Here is an 18798-nt window from a genome sequence, read left to right as displayed (position 1 = left end):
TATGGTGAGTGCAATATCATCTCTAGGTGCTAGAGTGGGGCGTGCTGCGTATAGCTATGTAGATCATAAATTTGATGTTGTAGTTATTGGCGCTGGGGGAGCTGGTTTACGTGCAACCCTTGGTATGGCTGAGCAAGGATTAAGAACAGCATGTATCACAAAAGTTTTTCCAACTCGATCACACACAGTTGCAGCGCAAGGCGGTATTGCAGCATCTTTGTCAAATATGGGACCTGATAATTGGCAATGGCATTTATATGATACGGTGAAAGGATCTGATTGGCTTGGCGATACCGATGCAATGGAATATTTAGTGCGAAATGCACCGGCAGCTGTTTATGAGTTAGAACATTATGGGGTTCCTTTTTCGCGTACGCAAGAAGGGAAAATTTATCAACGTCCTTTTGGTGGTCATACCACAGAGTTTGGTGAAGGCCCACCAGTCCAACGCACTTGTGCGGCAGCTGATCGTACTGGTCATGCGATTTTGCATACGCTTTATGGGCAAAGCCTTAAGCATAACGCACAGTTTTTTATCGAATATTTCGCACTTGATTTGATTATGACAGATGGTGTGTGTACAGGTGTTGTGGCTTGGAATCTTGATGATGGTACAATTCATCGTTTTTCTGCGAAGATGGTTGTTCTCGCAACTGGCGGTTATGGGCGGGCTTATTTTTCAGCAACATCAGCTCATACATGTACAGGTGATGGTGGCGGGATGATTGCACGGGCTGGGTTACCACTTCAGGATATGGAATTTGTTCAATTTCATCCTACAGGTATTTATGGTTCGGGTTGTTTAATCACAGAAGGTGCACGTGGTGAAGGTGGCTATTTAGTTAATTCTGAAGGTGAGCGCTTTATGGAACGTTATGCACCATCTTTTAAGGATTTAGCTTCACGCGATTTGGTTTCACGTTGTATAACACTTGAAATTCGAGAAGGGCGTGGTGTTGGTGCGAAAAAAGATCATATTCATTTGGTGCTCAATCATATTGATCCCGCTATATTGCATGAACGTTTACCAGGGATTTCTGAATCAGCCCGAATTTTCGCAGGGGTTGATTTGACCAAAGAGCCAATTCCTGTTTTGCCAACAGTTCATTATAATATGGGTGGTATTCCTACTAACTACTATGGGGAAGTTTTAAATCCAACAACTGATTCTCCTGATCGTGTTCAACCAGGTTTGATGGCCGTTGGCGAGGCAGGATGTGCATCTGTTCATGGTGCTAATCGTTTAGGATCAAATTCATTGATTGATTTAGTGGTTTTTGGACGTGCTGCTGCAATTCGTGCAGGAGAAGTCATAGATCGCAATACAGAGATTCCAGTTCTTAATGAAGCAGCAGTTGATGAAATTATAGCACGTTTTGACCGTTTACGCTTTGCTCAAGGACAGGTCCCAACAGCTATGCTGCGTGAAAAAATGCAGCGTGCGATGCAAGAGGATGCTGCGGTATTCCGTACGGCAGATTCTTTAGAACAAGGATGTCAACGGATAAGTAAAATTTGGGATGAACTTTCTGACCTTAAAGTAACAGATCGTTCACTTATTTGGAATTCTGATTTAGTGGAAACATTAGAGCTTGAAAATTTGATGGCAAATGCAATTACGACTGTTTATTCTGCAGCTGCTCGTTTGGAAAGTCGTGGTGCTCATGCACGAGAAGATTATCCAGAGCGTGATGATAACAATTGGCGTCGTCATACACTTTCGCATCTATCACAGGATGGAAAGGTGACATTATCATACCGTCCTGTTCATGTTGATCCATTAACGCCTGAAGAGGACGGTGGTATAGATTTAAAACGTATTATGCCTAAGAAGCGCGTTTATTAAGGGGAAAGTGAGTTATGGTACAAATTAGGCTTCCCAAAAATTCTCAAGTTAAAGCTGGAAAAGTTTGGCCTAAACCTGAAGGTGCTACGCACTTAACAGAATTTCATATTTATCGTTGGTCACCTGATGATGAGGAAAATCCTCATCTTGATACTTATTATGTGGATCGTTCAGCTTGTGGCCCGATGATTCTTGATGGACTTCTATTTATTAAGAATCATATTGATCCAACTTTAACACTTCGTCGATCATGCCGTGAGGGTATTTGCGGTTCATGTGCGATGAATATTGATGGAACCAATACATTAGCTTGTACTAAAGGAATGGATGATGTTAAACATCCAATTAAAGTGTATCCACTTCCTTCTATGCCTATTATAAAAGATTTGGTTCCTGATTTAAAGCATTTTTATGCACAGCATCGTACTATTGAGCCTTGGCTAAAAACTGTTTCTCCTAAACCTGCAAAAGAATGGCTACAAAGTTATACTGATCGTCAGAAAATTGATGGTCTTTATGAGTGTATCCTTTGTGCATGCTGTCAAACGTCGTGCCCAAGTTATTGGTGGAATGGCGATCGTTATTTAGGGCCTGCTGTTTTACTGCAGGCTTATCGCTGGATTGTTGATTCTCGTGATGAAATGAGCGGTGAGCGCCTTGATAATTTAGAAGATCCTTTTCGGCTTTATCGGTGTCACACGATTATGAACTGTGCACAAACTTGCCCGAAAGGCTTAAATCCAGCTAAGGCGATTGCTGAAATTAAAAAGCTTATGGTTGAACGACGTCTTTGAAGATTGATCAGCTAAAATAGAAAACAAGTGCGTGCTAGTCGCTAGCATATGTGTATTTTGAAAATAGATAAGGCAGACGAGGCGTGAGTGTAAAGTCTTTTCTGTAAGTTTATTCTTTGCAAATTGGTTATAGGGAGTTTGCAAAAGATTGTTATTATACCATTGCTTGCTAGTTAAGCTTTGCATTTGTTAAAAATGATATGCTGAAGACCTAGATTTTATAGGTTAATTTGTATTTGAAACTATGTTTATAGTGAAATCTGATTTAGGTTGTTGAGATTCTCTGAGATTGTTTTGATTTTTGAAGAAAGAAAGTATTGCTGATTGTGCTTGCTGTACTCTTTTGCTCTAAACAATGATGTTGTATCAATTACATTGAAATACGTTAATCGTATAATACACTAGCCCATTAATTTTCAGGTTTGAGGATTAACATTCTATATGCGAATGTTGTATATAATATTGGGGTTTATAGAATAACGTTCTTATTTTAGAATGTTTTTCTCTTTGGTTGAATGGTGAGATACAATCATCTCTGTGTTTTATACAGTAATCTTAAGGGATTGGAGTATTCGTATCGCTTTATACCCTCTCATTTTGTGAGGATCGCGTACTTTTTATGTTATTTTATTTTAATTTTTCAAGTGTTTAATTTTTCAAGCGCATGACCATTTCTAACTATTCTTTCATTTGCTTTAGCTTCTGTCTTCGCTCATTCTATAATTTTTACTCATTATCCCAGGTTTCTATAAATAGTGCTCTTTTAAAAAAAGATCGGTGATATTGATTTCATGCATATTGATAATTTTAAGGATTTTTCGCTGTGCATTTCACTTGTCTTTGTTTCAGCAGTTTTGTATCGATTCGAGCACGTATTTCGCCTGTTTATTAGGGATCATATTTTGAGGATTATACACTTTTATTCCCCTTATTAAAAAGAATTATGGTGAGTCATACTTAAATATAATCATAGCTCATTTTTTAATTGTCTTTTAATTTTTTATCAAAATTTCGAGAGTGATAGATATGGAGGTACATTTTGATTGGCGTTAATTTCATTTTTTAAAATTGTGTCTATTCACGCTTGTACAAAAACTTTTGAAGTTGTGACTATTACGGTATAAAATGATTTATATCATGGATTTCTTATTCTATTTCATTGTTGAGCTACAAAAGTATTTGGTTATTTTTGCATAAAAATTGCAACTTAATCCCAGGAATCGTTATTTTAAGGATGTTTAAAGAATATAGATTTTAAATTTTAGATAAAAGAGGAGTGTTTTCTGTTTACATATAGAGGATTTAAGGAGTCTATTTTAAGTTGTTAGAGTGGGAGCCCGCGGAGAAGACGTGGTGCATTGGAGGTGAGTCCAGAAGCTTCTTGAATAAAATATTTTTTTATTTTTGGCATTTGATTAATAAGTCCAAGGCCAACATCGCGAAATAGGCGCAGAAGTAAGATATCATTTGAAAAAAGTCTATTGATCCAGTCATTACTGAGGGCCATTCGTACAGTCTCAAAACGCCGCCAACTTTGATAGCGCTCGAGAGCTGTCATTGATCCGATATCAAGACCCAATCGTACTGTTTCGATGATGACTTCGGCTAAAGCAGCACTATCCCGTAGTCCTAGATTAAGCCCTTGTCCTGCAATGGGGTGGATTGTATGGGCGGCGTCTCCTATGAGAGCAAAACGAGGTTTGATGCAATGATTTGCTAAAGAAAGGACTAGGGGAAATGCTTGGCGTTCGCCATTCCAAGAAAGTTTTCCAAATTGGTGACCAATACGTTTTTCAATTTCTGCTTCAAAGATTAAAGCGTCGGCTTTAAGATAATATTGTGCAGTGTGGTGTTTTTCATTCCATACGATAGCTAATCGGTTACCTTTGAGAGGTAGGAGAGCAAAAGGTCCAGCAGGGAAAAAATGTTGGACTGCTTGACCATGGTGCGATTTTTCATGTTCGATAATGCATGTAATTGCTGTTTGTATATAAGGATGAGAAAAGCTTTTAAGACCCGCTTTTTCGCGTAGTGTAGTGTGTGCTCCACTAGCTGCAACCAGCAATTTTGTTTGCCAAATTTCTTTATTACTTAAGGTGACGGTTGTATGGTGGTTTCCTTGATGGAAATGAACGACAGTGGTTTTTTCGATAAAGGAGATATGCAAATCTTTTGCACGTTGTTTTAATGCACTGATGAGCCTTTTATTTTCAACCATATTCGCAAAAGGCTCGTTGGGTGTTATATCTCCTTCAAAGGTTAAAAGAGTTTGTTTGATTGGATCATTGAGGCGTGCGTCGGTGATGATTATTGAATGGATAGGCTGAGCGTGAGGTTTGATATGTTTCCAGCACTGTAGTTGTTCAAGCATACGAATAGAAGCGGCAGAAAGAGCAAATGCTTGTGTATTTTTTTTAGATGTGCTGCTTTGGGAAGTGGCATCAACAACATTTATTCTTAGTTCAGGGGCTGCATGTTTGAGAGCCACGGCAAGAGCCAAGCCAACAGCTGCGCCGCCTGCAATAATAAGATCACATTGTTTTATTGTTTGATCGGTGTAGGAAGTCACTCTGTTTCTTTCCCTTTTGGTCAGTTTATTTAATCTTAAATGATATAGCCATTGACCTTATTATCACTTTTTGTGCAGTCTTAAAGAGAAATTGTTGTATTTATATAGGTTAAAACTGTATTAATATTTTTTATGTTACAAATTTTAGATATAACTCTTGCGTTAAGAGTTTTACGTTCGGGATTGATGAATGCATCAGGGTTCTTCTCTTTATGATTTGCCAAAAAAGCCAGAATATCGAAATTCGCATTTTATTGAAATATTTTTACAACAAATAGGGGTTTTGATTGGGCTTAGCCTTCTAGGGCTTTTGATTTTTTGTATCTTAGCTTTAGCAACATGGAATTTTGCAGATCCATCATTGACTTACGCTAATAATAATGAGATCACAAATCTTATGGGGTGGCCTGGTGCGGTTTTTTCAGATCTTGCTATGCAACTTTTTGGTTTGGCAAGTGTTGGTATTTTGTTGCCTCCATTATTTTGGTCACTTTTGTTACTTGCACAAAAAAGCATCCATAATTTTATTTTTCGTCTTTTTTTATGGTTGGTTTCAATAATTTGGTTTACAATTGCATTTGCTTTAATGACCCCTTTTGCATCTTTTACAAATTGGCCATTGCCGATTGGTCTTGGGGGTGTTTGGGGAGATAAGATTTTAAACGTTATTTCTTTATTTTTATTTTCTTTTTCTTCGTCGGTAGAGAGCGTATTGTGGGGTGTTGCTTTAGCGTTTGTTAGTTTTGTAATGGCTATTTTTGCTGGCAATGTAGTATGGCGACGTCAGACCGATACACTTGAACATGATTCAGTGCGTGTGGATCCAATTTTTAAGACATTAGAAAATGAAGAGTATTCTAATAATGAAATCCATAGCGGTTTTTTCTCTACAGCTTTTGGAGCAGTTTTGCATTTTCTTTATTTTTTACAAGCCCGTTTTGAGCGTTTTTTTTCGTTCATGAGTTGGTTTAGAAAAACGGAAAGTTCATTTGATCGAATTGAACCGGTTTTTTTAAATGAAAAAACAAATTTTCAAGAGTTCCAAAATAAAGCTGTTTCTGCTTCTGATAACTACATGTTAAAAACTTCAAAAGCGCGTTCAAAATATCGTTTTACTCTTCCACTGTTAGATTATCTTGCTATTCCTTCATCAGCAGTAAAAAATATGCGACTTTCTCCTGCTACTTTAAAAGCCAATTCTCAGGAACTTAAAAATATTTTATTAGATTTTGGGGTTAAGGGAGAGATTATTGATGCACGTCCTGGTCCAGTTGTAACCTTATATGAATTTGAGCCGGCTGCTGGTATTAAATCTTCTCGTATTATTGGGTTAGCAGATGATATCGCTCGCTCTATGCGTTCTATTTCAGCACGTGTTGCTGTAGTTCCAGGACGTAATGTTATTGGAATAGAATTGCCTAACGCATCTCGTGAAATAGTTTATTTGCGGGAAATTTTACAGGCGCGGGAATTTTTTGATACCGAAGCAAAATTAGGTCTTGCATTGGGTAAAACAATAGGGGGTGAAGCAGTTGTTGCAGATTTAACGAAAATGCCTCATCTTTTAGTGGCAGGTACGACAGGATCAGGTAAATCTGTTGCTATTAATACAATGATTTTGTCTCTTCTTTATCGTTTAACACCTGAGCAATGTCGATTAATCATGGTCGATCCTAAAATGCTCGAGCTTTCGATTTATGATGGTATTCCTCATTTATTGACGCCTGTGGTGACAGATCCTAAAAAAGCAGTCATTGCTCTTAAATGGGCTGTACGTGAAATGGAAGAGCGCTACAGCAAAATGTCAAAAGTTAATGTTCGCAATATTGATGGATTTAATGCTCGCTTAAAAGAAGCACAAAAACAGGGTGAAGTATTAACACGGACGGTTCAAATCGGATTTGATCACAAGACTGGCGAACCGTTGTATGAAACAGAAACCCTCGATTTAAATCCTTTACCTTATATTGTTGTTATTATTGATGAAATGGCAGATCTCATGATGGTTGCTGGTAAGGAGATTGAAGGAGCTGTTCAACGTTTAGCACAAATGGCACGTGCTGCTGGTATTCATGTCATTATGGCAACACAACGTCCTTCGGTTGATGTTATTACAGGAACAATTAAAGCTAATTTCCCTACACGCATTTCTTTTGCTGTAAGTTCAAAAATTGATAGTCGGACAATTTTGGGAGAACAAGGAGCTGAACAATTATTAGGGCAAGGGGATATGCTTTTCATGATGGGAGGGGGACGTATTCAACGTATTCATGGGCCTTTTGTAGCAGATGATGAAGTTGAACAGGTTGTTGCACACCTGAAAGAACAAGCAAGGCCTGATTATTTAGAGGCTATTACACAAGAAGTTTCAGATCATGAAAGTGATGTTTCGTCTGTTTCTTTCTTAGAAGATGAGCCTTATAGAAAGGCTGTGATGGTGGTTCTGCGTGATCGTAAAGCCTCAACTTCTTATATTCAGCGTCGTTTGAGTATTGGCTATAATCGTGCTGCTTCATTAATTGAGCGGATGGAAGAAGAAGGAATTATTAGTCCAGCTAATCATGCAGGAAAACGAGAAATTTTGGTGCCTGCTACAGAAGAACCATTTAAATAAAGTTTTTAAAGCATATTTTTAGAAAGTTCTTATCATCTATTGCCTATATAAAAATCAATGGAGTATGGTGAGCACATGAGGAGCATTGTGTATGAGGGGTTATTTTTTTTCGGTGAGAAGAATAATTAGTATTATTTTGTTATTTTTTCTGTTGAGTAGTCCTGCTTTTTCGCAGTCAGCGAAGCAGTTAGTTCGGGCTCAGAATATTATTAATCGTTTTGCCGCTATCAAAACGATGACAGGTGATTTTATTCAATTTAGTCCAAAGGGAAAAATGACTAAAGGAACATTTTATTTGGAGCGTCCAGGGAAAATTCGTTTTAGTTACAAAGGAGTGCCATTACAGATTATCGCAGATGGTAAATCTGTAGGAATTAATAATCGTGCTTTAAATACATGGAGTTTTTATCATCTGTCTCAAACACCAATGAAATTTTTATTAGGTAATACGATTAATTTATCGTCAGAAAATTTGTTAGCATTTCGAGAAGATCCGAAAACAGTTGTGATTATTTTACGGGATAAAACGATTGGAAAAGGACAGATAAAGATAATCTTTGATTCTCAAAGTTATGCGTTGCGGCAATGGGCAATTCTTGATCAACAAAATTTAGAAACAACTGTTCAAATCATGAATGTGCGCACAAACGTTAGATTTTCTAATGAAATGTTCGTAATTCCTTATAAAAATACTGTTACGAAGTCGGAATAACAATTAATGCTTTTTCGTATCGCTACTTGGAATATTAATTCTATTCGTCTCCGCCTTTCTCAGGTTCTTCAGTATTTGGATATTTTTTCTGTGGATATGTTATGCTTACAAGAAATAAAATGTCCAGATGATTTATTTCCACGTCAATTTTTTGAAGCGGCAGGTTATCAGCATATCGCATTGAGTGGTCAAAAATCTTATCATGGCGTAGCGATTATTTCTCGTTTGCCTTTTGTCAGTATTGAAAGGCGTTTCTTTTGTCAAAAGGAGGATTGTCGTCACCTTTCAGTTGTTATTGAACTTCATGGGAGAAGAATTCGAATTCATAATTTTTATGTTCCTGCTGGTGGTGATGAACCTGATGTAAACAAGAATGAAAAATTTCGTTATAAACTCGATTTTTTAGAAGAAATGTCTTCTATTCGTTCGGATCAGGGAGATGGTTTAGCGTCTCTTTTGTTGGGTGATCTTAATATTGCTCCTTTGCCAGAGGATGTTTGGTCTCATAAGCAATTATTGAAGGTTGTTAGCCATACGCCGATTGAGACAGAGCGTTTACAAGCTTTATGTTGTGAAGGTGGATGGGTTGATTTGATGCGGATGAAATTTCCAATTCCTACCAAGCTTTATACGTGGTGGAGTTATCGTGCACGCGATTGGGCACTTGCTGATCGCGGTCGGCGACTTGATCATATCTGGTCTTCACCAAATTTAGTGCCTTTCGTTAAAGAACTTGCAATTTTTCGTGAATCACGGGGATGGCCTCAACCTTCAGATCATGTTCCAGTACAAACTTTATTTGATTTTTCAGGCAATTTAAAATAAGCATCGAATGAAGAAATCTAATGACTTGATTTTCGGAAAATGCAGAGGAATGAATGGAGACCAGTGGTGTAAAACAGGTTTTATTAAAAGGACTTTTGTGTCCTTTTTGTCTGTTTTTTTTTGTTTTGCCAGGGTGTGTTGTCGGTCCTGATTATCGTAAAACATCTTTTTCTGTTCCAACAATTTGGGGGCAACATTCGTCTGCGCAAATTTCTGAACATCCGGCTGCACTCGCGGGCTGGTGGCGAAATTTTAATGACCCGATTTTAAATGAGTTAATTAATGATGCAATCGTTGCAAATAACAGTATTGCTGTTGCTAAAGCACGGGTTCGTGAAGCACGGGCTAGTTTAGGGCAGGTGATTGGACATCTTTTACCAAGTGTTTCAAGTTCAATTGTGGGCAATCATAGTTCTAGCCAGTCGGATACTTCTTTGAGACAATATCGTGGTGGTTTTGATGCAAGCTGGGAGCTTGATCTTTTTGGGGGACATAAAAGGGCAGTTGAAGCAGCGCGTTATGGCCTTGATGCCTCTGTGGAGGATCTGCGAGCCACAATGGTTACTCTTTTAGGGGATATCGCAACGAATTATGTTGAAATGCGTGGTTGGCAAAAAAAACTGTCGATTGCACACTCTATTGCTGCGTTGCAGCGAAAAACAGCTCAATTAATAAAGGTTAAATTGGAAGCCGGTGATATCTCAGAGCTGGATAATTCAAATGCACAAGCGCAAATGATCAATACAGAGGCAGATATCATACAGATGGAAGTGAATTTATCGATGAGTATTCATCGTCTTTCCGTTTTAACTGGTCGTGTGCCTGTAGCATTGCAGGATTTTTTGCAAAAAAACGCTGCAAAGAAGCAGATTCCAAAGCCAAAATGGCCAATCTCTGTGGGAATTCCTGCTGATATTTTGTTAACACGTCCAGATTTACGACGCGCCGAGCGTCAATATGCTCAAGCGACAGCGCGCGTTGGTCAACGTGAAGCAGAGCGTTATCCTTCATTAAGCTTGACGGGTAATATTTCTACAACAGTAGAATCCATTGGTCAATTAGCAAAAGGTTCAACGATTGGTTGGTCCTTTGGACCAAATTTTCGCTTTCCTTTTTTTAATGGAGGACAGGTGGTTGCCTCTATTGCTGTAGGACGTGCTCAGCGTGATCAGGCTTTTATTGCTTATCGAGCGGCAGTGTTAGGAGCTTTAGAAGAAGTAGAGAATGCATTGGTGCGGTTGTATAAAGAACAACAGCGTTTAAAAAAATTGTTGGCTGCAAATGCAGCTTATTCACATTCATTGCAACTTTCGCAAGGCCTTTTTGAAAGTGGTAATACCAGCTTTCTTGAATTACTCAATGCTTATCGTTCTTATTATTCTTCACAAATGTCATTGAGTGATAGTCATATCATTCTGGCTAAGCATTATATTGCTTTGATGAAGGCATTAGGGGGAGGATGGGATGGTGTAGTTGATGTTTCTTTTCCAGAAGTCGTTGATAAGATTACCAGTTCACATGTAAGGGTGAAACGATGATGAAATATTTTATGGAGAAATATTCAACGATAAAACGCAAAAAGCTTTTTTTATTTTGCAGTGTGCTTTTTATCATCTTTGTCTTTAAGATGCTCTTTGTTTTATTTGGGAGCAAAAATACACCAAATTATATGACAGCAGTGGTTACGCGTGGTGATATTGAAGAAACGGTTTTAGCTTCTGGAATTGTACGTCCTTATCGATTGGTGGCTGTTGGTGCGCGTGCAACAGGGCGTGTAGTTTCTGTTCGTGTTTCAGCTGGAGATGTTGTAGAAGAAGGAGATCTTATAGCAGAGATTGATCCTACGGATCAGGAAAATGATCTGAAAAGAAAAAAAGCAGTTTTGTCCTATTATTATGCAAGTTTAAAAGAGCATGAAGCTTATCTTGTTTTGGCTAAACAAAATTTAGCACGTCAAAGTAAAATGATTGAAGCACGCGCAGTTTCACGTGCTAATTTTGATGATGCAGTGACGCAAGTCAAAATACGTGAAGCTCAAATTGCTCAGCTTCAGCAACAAATTGTGCAAGCACAAATTGATGTGAAAAGTGCAGAAGTGAATTTAAGCTATACACAGATAACAGCGCCTTCTTCAGGAACAGTTTTAGCAACCGTCGTTGAAGAAGGGCAAAATATTAATGCAACTCAGTCAGCACCAACAATTGTTATTTTAGGAGATTTGTCAAAAATGACAATTAAAGCGCAAATTTCAGAAGCAGATATTTTAAAAGTTCATGCTGGACAAGACCTTTATTTCACAATTTTAGGAGATATACAGCGCCGTTATGAGGGATCATTAGAGACAATAGAACCCGCTCCTGAAGATATTCGTAGTGATATTAGTATTAATCCTAACATGTCAGGATCGAGTTCTTTAGCGTCATCGGCTATCTATTATAATGGGCTTATCCATGTTAACAATAAAGATCGTTTTTTGCGTACTTATATGACAGCTCAAGTGCATATTATATTAGGACGTGCTCGGAATGTATTGTTGGTTCCAAGTGATGCTTTACGCAATGAGACGAAAGAGCATAAAGCATGGGTGCAGCTTTTGGTTGGTCGAGACAAAGTGATTGCAAAACAAGTAACAGTCGGACTTAATAATAAAGTAATGGCTGAGATTGTTTCTGGGCTCAATGAGGGTGATGTGGTGGTGGTTGGTGCATAAGATGGATTACTCGTATCTTCTAATTTACAAAGTGAAAACAGGGTTTAAAACATGATAACAGAATCGAAGGATGCTGTTCTTGTATTGGAAGATGTAGTACGTGAATTTCGTGCAGGTGAGACATTGGTTCCTGTTTTAAAAAACATCAATTTAACCATTAAGCGTGGCGAGATGGTCGCAATTGTAGGAGCGTCAGGTTCAGGAAAATCTACGTTAATGAATATTTTAGGGTGTCTTGATCGACAAAGTTCAGGGCGTTATTGGATTTCTGGTAAAGAAACGGCTTTGCTTTCAGCAGATGATTTATCAGCTTTGCGACGCAATCATTTTGGTTTTATTTTCCAGCGTTATCATTTGCTCAAAGAATTAACAGCTCTCGGGAATGTTGAAATTCCAGCTATTTATGCAGGCTGTTCAGCAGAAATAAGAAAACAACGTGCACAGAGTCTTTTAACACGTTTAGGGATGTATGATCGGATGAGTCATTATCCCAATCAGCTTTCGGGGGGGCAGCAGCAACGTGTTTCAATTGCTCGTGCTTTAATGAATGATGCTGATATTATTCTTGCAGATGAACCAACCGGTGCTTTAGACAAAAAAAGTGGTCAAGAAGTTTTGCATATTTTAGATGAGCTTCATCAAGAGGGAAGGACTATTATCATTGTAACTCATGATATGCAGGTGGCCGAAAGGGCAGATCGTATTATTGAAATCAGTGATGGAGAGATTATTTCTGATAATGTTTCAAAAATTAAAAAAATAAACAGTAAGGAAAAATTTCTTCAAAAAGAAGATAATCTAAAAAGCACTCAACAGTTGGGAATTTTCCGCGCTTTTATGGGACGCTTTTGTGAAGCGTTTATTATGGCTTTACTGGCTATGAATGCCCATCGAATGCGGACTTTTTTAACAATGCTTGGGGTAATTATCGGTATTGCTTCAGTTGTTGCAATGATTGCTTTGGGAAATGGTACCCAGAAAAAGATTCTTGAAAATTTAAATAGTTTAGGGGTCAATACATTGACAATTATGCCAGGTAAAAGCTTTTCTGATCCACAGTCAGGAAAAATAACCAGTTTAGTGGAGGCGGATGCGGAAGCACTCTCTGAATTACCTTATGTTGCTGGTGTCACTTCTCAGATTTCAGTAAGTTCGATGGTGTATTATAATGCAATTGAAACAAAGGCTGTTGTTATTGGTGTAGGAGAACAATTTTTTCAAATACAAGGGCTAAAAGTAATTAAAGGAAGGTTATTTGATCAATCAAGCGTGCGTGATCGAGCCGTTGATTTGATAATAGAAAAAGAGGCACTTTCTGTTCTTTTTCCTCATAGTCAAGACGATCCCATTGGAAAAATTGTGCGTGTGGGTAATGTGCCAGCTCGTATTATTGGTGTTGTGGATTCACAAAACAACGGAGGCGTATCAGATACAATACAGATTTATTTGCCTTATACGGCGGTGCAAATGCGCTTTCTTGGGAGGACAGATGTTCGTTCTATTATTCTTAAAGTTGCTGATAATGTCGATTCGCAATTAGCCGAAACTATGATTCGGCGTTTGTTAATTATGCGGCATGGACAAGAAGATTTTTTTATTAGAAATTCGGAATTGTTTCGTGCAAAAATTATGAATAGTACAGAGATTTTATCGCTTTTAGTGACTTCGATTGCAGCGATTTCGCTCATTGTAGGCGGAATTGGCGTGATGAATATTATGTTAGTCACTGTTTCTGAGCGGATTAATGAAATTGGAGTACGTATGGCGATTGGTGCACGCCAGAGTGATATTTTGCAACAATTTTTAATTGAATCGATTTTGGTTTGTCTGATTGGTGGAAGTTTAGGGGTTCTCTTTGGATTTGCTATTGGAGGTTTATTTATATTGGGGAATTCTCCTATACAATTGATTTATACTGTTCGTTCCATCATAATGACTGTTCTCTTTGCAGCTTTTATTGGGGTGTGTTTTGGTTTTTTTCCAGCACGAAAAGCTTCACGCCTTGATCCTGTTGTTGCTCTTGCACGTGATTAAGAATCCTTCCTCAAAAGGATGATGACTCTTTTCGTGATTGTAAGACTAAAGGGCGATATTGTTCAGAATGAAAGATCAGATTATTGAGTAGTTTTTGGGATATTAAGAGTTAACAATATCTATAATTCAGGGGAATAGGGAAAAAAGATTAATTGTCTAAAGTAAAAAGACATTTGAAATTTTTTTTACAAAGAAGACAATATTATTCTTATTTTTACACTGATGTTTTTGACATATTCAAGGGCAAGAAGACGTATTCGATTGGCTTGTTTTATCCAGCTATCTGCAACATCTTGTTTTATAGGATAGGCAATAAAATTGATATTAGGCATTAAATATTTAAACTCAAGTAAAGAACGAATCATATGATAATCATGAGTAACGATATAAAGTGTTTTATAGCGATGCTTGTTGATCCAATGAGCACTTTCTTTAGCATTCCCTTGAGTGTTGATTGCTTGATGATCAATATCAACACAACAGGAAAAGAGTTGAGGATTGATATTCATTATACGGATCAGTTTATTAGGATGTGTTGTTGTGTTCACTCCGCTGATTAATAGCCGCGAACCAAGCTTTTTTTGTAAAAGCTCTAATCCTGTTTCTATTCTGTTTTTCCCTCCTGTAAGGACAATAATTGCGTCAACTTTCGGTAAGGGATGCGGAGGGGTAAGTTGCTCAACTTTTTCAGTAAAAGCAACAAAAGTAAGACAAAAAATTAGAATGATGATCAAAATAAAGAGTACTGTTGGTGGCAAATAGTAAAAAAATCGTTTACGTTTTTTCGTAACATTTATTTTGTGCTCAAGAAGAGAGTTTTGCAGCCTATCATAGGCAAAATTGGAATCAGGAGTGTTGTGGGTCATAAAATTAAAATAGGCCGTTTTCGCATTGATCGATTTTTTTAAGTTGTGCTAGAATAGTAATTCGATTGGTGAGCATCGTGACGATAGCGACACAAAAAATAAGAATGAGAATTTTTCCATAGGTGGTGAAACTAATGGAAAAGTGTCCAAATAAAGCGATAATTTGACGCGTTTTTTCTAATCCTAAATTGTAATTTGTCCAAAGGAGAAAAGCATTAAATAGCAGTGTACTTATCACACCGCCGTACAATGCACCGCGGAATGCAGTTTTAAAAAAATGCCAATCAAACTGTTGGGCAATGAAAACGGTTTCAGTACCAAGAAAATATAAGACATTAATGATATGTGCATTTTCTGCTAGCGCGTTACGTGTAGCAAAAATAATTGTAAGGATTAGTGAGCCAAGAATGAGAGCTAGAATTGTAAAACCAATAAAAACAGTTGTTTGTGCCATAGTGATAAATCGATTTACCCAAAAGCTGTGATCATTAAATTGTCCGCCTGGAATTTGTGTTTTAATAGCGTGACTGATTGCTTGAAAGTCAGTTTTTTCATTTTCTTTCAAAGTGACAATGATTAGCCGGGGAATGGGAAATTCTTTGAAGGATATACCTGTTCCAAGCCATGGTTCAAGTAATTTTTCAGTGGCTATTTGATCAATAATTTTGGCGTTTTGTACACCTCGAAATGTTTTCACCAATTTGACAGCATCAGAGAGAGCTTTTTCAATATCAACATTTTCAATTGGACGAATTTGAATTGTTGCTTCATAGCTAATTTCGCTGTTCCAATTATTGGCGGTGTGTTGCACTAGATCAACGCTGATTAATGTTAAGCTTGAAAGGAATGTCATGATAGCAATGACTGCAACTAATGCTTGCCCAGAGATATTACTACTTGGAATAATAGGCGTTCTTTTTTCTTTATTAACTGTAAAAATCCAGTTTGGAATGTAGAACATGAGCGAAGATTTATTCATAAATTGTCATCCGTCCCTGGTGAAGAATTAGACGCCGCGCTGCAACTTGCTCCATCAATGAGATATCGTGGGTGGCAATGATGACAGCTGTGCCAAAACGATTTAATTCAATAAATAAACGAAGTAAACGCGATGCTAAAGATGGATCAACGTTGCCTGTAGGTTCATCTGCGAGAAGAATTTCGGGTTGATCAATAAGAGCACGTGCAATCGCTACTCTTTGTTTTTCTCCACCTGAGAGTACGGGTGGTAAAACGTGAATATAATTTCCAAGACCAACCCACCGCAAAAGATCCTCCACTTCACTGCGATAGGTTGCTTCTTCTTGTCCCTTGATGCGTAAAGGCAAAGCAACATTTTCATAAGTTGTCATATGATCAAGCAGTCGAAAATCTTGAAAAACAACCCCAATACGTCGTCGTAAAGCAGGAAGTTCTTTTCGTTTAAGTAATGCTGTATCATTTCTAAATAAATCAATGTGACCGCGCGTTGGTTTGAGTGCAAGAAACATAAGACGCATCAATGATGTTTTTCCTGATCCAGAAGCTCCAGTTATAAATTGAAAGGATCCTTCGGGAATGTGAAAGCTGATATCGTGGAGGACTTCAGGTCCCATTCCATAACGCAAACCAACATTTTCAAAACGAATCACTTTTAAGTACCACTTCTGTTTTTGGAGTGAATATGATGGAAATTCTCTCTTAAATACATAATATTTTACTTTCTTTTTTCAGTGTTATTATTCTATTGAATACCCTCAATTATGTTCTGTATTTTGCCGATTGGCAATAAGGTCATTGATGACTTGCGGCTCGGAAAGGGTTGAAATATCTCCTAGGGCATCAAGATTATTTTCAGCAATTTTTCGCAAAATGCGTCTCATAATTTTTCCTGATCGTGTTTTGGGCAATTGGGCAGTAAATTGAAGTTTATCTATTATCGCAATAGCCCCAATTTCTTTTCTTACATGTTGAATAAGATTTTGGTATAATTTTTCACTTGGTGTTATCCCTTCCATTAAGGTTACAAAACTATAAATTCCCTGTCCTTTAATAGAGTGAGGATATCCTACAATAGCCGCTTCTGAAACAGAAGGGTGTGACACAAGGGCTGATTCAAGCTCAGCAGTTCCTAGCCTGTGACCGGAAACATTAAGTATATCATCAATTCGTCCTGTAATCCAATAATAGCCATCGCTATCACGTTTACAACCATCGCCTGTAAAATATTTTCCTTTATATGTGGAAAAATATGTTTGGATAAAGCGCTTATGATTATTATAAAGGGTACGCATTTGACCAGGCCATGAATCGGCAATACAAAGATTTCCTTCTGCTTCTCCCTCCAAAACATTTCCTTGAGCATCAACGATTTGTAAATGGATGCCAAAAAACGGATGTGTAACCGATCCCGGTTTGAGTGTTGTAGCTCCGGGGAGAGGAGTGATTATATGTCCTCCTGTTTCTGTTTGCCACCATGTGTCAAGAATGGGACAATGGCTGTTTCCAACAGTATGATAGAACCATTCCCATGCTTCCGGATTGATCGGTTCGCCTACTGTTCCTAGGAGGCGTAGAGATGTTCTTTGAGAGCGTGTGACATATGAATCTCCTGCGCCCATTAAAGTACGAATGGCCGTTGGTGCGGTGTAGAGTGTATTGACTTTGTGTTTATCGACAATATCCCAGAATCTGCCTTTATCAGGGAAAGTTGGTGTGCCTTCGAACATTAAAGTGGTTGCACCATTACATAAAGGTCCATACACCAGATAAGAGTGGCCAGTGATCCAACCAATGTCAGCTGTACACCAATAAATTTCATTGGGATGGTAATCGAAAACATATTGATGTGTCATCGATACATAGACAAGATATCCGCCTGTTGTATGCAGAACGCCTTTTGGTTTTCCTGTTGATCCTGAAGTATATAGAATAAAAAGAGGGTCTTCTGCATTCATTTTTTCTGGGAGGCAATCAGTTGGAGCATGAAGAACCTCTTCATGATACCAGAAGTCACGTTCTGTAACCCAGTCAATTTTTTCATTTGTACGTTGTATGACCATAACATGGTTGATATGCACATTGTGGTGCGCTGCTATATGAATGGCTTGATCAATATTTTCTTTTAAATTAATTGCCTTTCCTCCACGTAAAGCCTGATCAGCAGTAATGATAAAAGTTGATTCACAATCAATGAGACGTCCTGCAATAGCTTCAGCAGAAAAACCAGCGAAGATAACTGAATGAATAGCTCCAATACGGGCACATGCGAGCATAGCGTAAGCTGCTTCAGGAATCATTGGGAGGTAGATGGTGACTCTATCCCCTTTTTTAATTCCATATTTTTTTAAGATGTTCGCGAAACGACAGACTTTTTCATAAAGGACATTATAAGTTATTTTTTGATCAATATTGGGATCATCGCTTTCCCAAATGAGTGCGATTTGATCACCGCGATTTTTTAAATGACGATCAATGCAATTATAGGCCACATTTGTAATTCCATCTTCATACCATTTAATCGATACAGAGTCATTAAATGAAGCGTTTTTTGCCTTTGTATAGGGTTTAAACCATTCAATACGTTGACCGTGTTTTGCCCAGAAAGCCTCTGGATTGTTAATGCTTTCTTGGTATTGTTGTTGGTAGGTTTCATAATCAATGAAAGCTGTTTTTTTGAGATGCATTGGTACTGGATAAGTTTTTTCAGACATTATTTTCCTCCTCTTTTGTTGATGTCAAAAAAGTTGCTGTATTGCTATCTTATTATTCTATTTTAGGGATCACTTTTTCATGGGTGCTTTGATAAGAATGAAAGTTTATATTCAACGTAGGTTAAGTCGTAGGCTT

Annotated in this window: 13 protein-coding genes; 8 read left to right on the top strand and 5 right to left on the bottom strand. The window is 37.8% G+C overall.

Annotated elements, in window-relative coordinates; genetic code table 11:
* Position 1 precedes the first annotated feature (1 nt).
* Complete coding sequence (gene sdhA, locus ACJTDF_RS06280) at positions 2–1846, top strand: succinate dehydrogenase flavoprotein subunit (protein WP_407965435.1); 1845 nt, start codon at positions 2–4, stop codon at positions 1844–1846.
* 14 nt (positions 1847–1860) lie between these two features.
* Entirely contained in the window at positions 1861–2640 is a 780-nt protein-coding gene (locus ACJTDF_RS06275) for a succinate dehydrogenase iron-sulfur subunit (protein ID WP_407965434.1), read from the top strand.
* A 1324-nt stretch (positions 2641–3964) separates the two neighbouring features.
* On the opposite strand, the gene ACJTDF_RS06270 is transcribed toward ACJTDF_RS06275, so the two are convergent.
* A complete protein-coding gene (locus tag ACJTDF_RS06270; RefSeq protein ID WP_407965433.1) occupies positions 3965–5209 on the bottom strand; it encodes a ubiquinone biosynthesis hydroxylase in 1245 nt (414 codons plus the stop codon).
* Positions 5210–5399: 190 nt separating this feature from the next.
* Here ACJTDF_RS06270 and ACJTDF_RS06265 point away from each other — a divergent pair, with 190 nt between their 5' ends.
* The 6 genes from ACJTDF_RS06265 (at position 5400) to ACJTDF_RS06240 (ending at position 14104) form a co-directional block, all read left to right on the top strand.
* Positions 5400–7823 carry a DNA translocase FtsK 4TM domain-containing protein gene (locus ACJTDF_RS06265; RefSeq protein WP_407965432.1) on the top strand — a complete coding sequence of 808 codons (2424 nt, stop codon included), beginning with the start codon at positions 5400–5402 and terminating at the stop codon, positions 7821–7823.
* 91 nt (positions 7824–7914) lie between these two features.
* Positions 7915–8535, top strand: coding sequence for a LolA family protein (locus ACJTDF_RS06260; RefSeq protein ID WP_407965431.1), 621 nt, complete (start codon positions 7915–7917; stop codon positions 8533–8535).
* 6 nt (positions 8536–8541) lie between these two features.
* Positions 8542–9360: an exodeoxyribonuclease III gene (locus ACJTDF_RS06255; RefSeq protein ID WP_407965430.1), complete on the top strand. Its 819-nt coding sequence runs from the start codon at positions 8542–8544 to the stop codon at positions 9358–9360.
* 53 nt (positions 9361–9413) lie between these two features.
* Positions 9414–10898 (top strand): efflux transporter outer membrane subunit, encoded by a 1485-nt coding sequence (locus tag ACJTDF_RS06250; protein WP_407965429.1) that lies wholly within the window; start codon positions 9414–9416, stop codon positions 10896–10898.
* Positions 10895–12070 carry an efflux RND transporter periplasmic adaptor subunit gene (locus ACJTDF_RS06245; protein WP_407965428.1) on the top strand — a complete coding sequence of 392 codons (1176 nt, stop codon included), beginning with the start codon at positions 10895–10897 and terminating at the stop codon, positions 12068–12070. Before ACJTDF_RS06250 ends, ACJTDF_RS06245 begins: the two co-directional genes overlap by 4 nt.
* 51 nt (positions 12071–12121) lie before the next feature.
* The gene (locus ACJTDF_RS06240) at positions 12122–14104 is read left to right on the top strand and encodes a MacB family efflux pump subunit (RefSeq protein WP_407965427.1); all 1983 of its coding nucleotides are present in this window, start codon (positions 12122–12124) and stop codon (positions 14102–14104) included.
* 185 nt (positions 14105–14289) lie between these two features.
* Here the strand turns inward: ACJTDF_RS06240 and ACJTDF_RS06235 are convergent, their stop codons facing one another.
* From ACJTDF_RS06235 to acs, 4 genes are all read right to left on the bottom strand, one after another.
* A complete protein-coding gene (locus tag ACJTDF_RS06235; RefSeq protein WP_407965426.1) occupies positions 14290–14970 on the bottom strand; it encodes a YdcF family protein in 681 nt (226 codons plus the stop codon).
* A 4-nt stretch (positions 14971–14974) separates the two neighbouring features.
* On the bottom strand, positions 14975–15949 hold the full coding sequence (locus ACJTDF_RS06230) for a cell division protein FtsX (protein WP_407965425.1): 975 nt from the start codon (positions 15947–15949) through the stop codon (positions 14975–14977).
* Positions 15942–16601: a cell division ATP-binding protein FtsE gene (ftsE, locus tag ACJTDF_RS06225; RefSeq protein WP_407965424.1), complete on the bottom strand. Its 660-nt coding sequence runs from the start codon at positions 16599–16601 to the stop codon at positions 15942–15944. Before ftsE ends, ACJTDF_RS06230 begins: the two co-directional genes overlap by 8 nt.
* A gap of 105 nt (positions 16602–16706) precedes the next feature.
* The gene (gene acs / locus ACJTDF_RS06220) at positions 16707–18662 is read right to left on the bottom strand and encodes an acetate--CoA ligase (RefSeq protein WP_407965423.1); all 1956 of its coding nucleotides are present in this window, start codon (positions 18660–18662) and stop codon (positions 16707–16709) included.
* Positions 18663–18798 lie beyond the last annotated feature (136 nt).

The sequence above is a fragment of the Bartonella bennetti genome (assembly GCF_045945445.1).
GTDB lineage: Bacteria > Pseudomonadota > Alphaproteobacteria > Rhizobiales > Rhizobiaceae > Bartonella.
The sequence above is the reverse complement of the archived record's forward strand: the minus strand, read 5'-3'. Positions and strand labels throughout refer to the sequence as shown.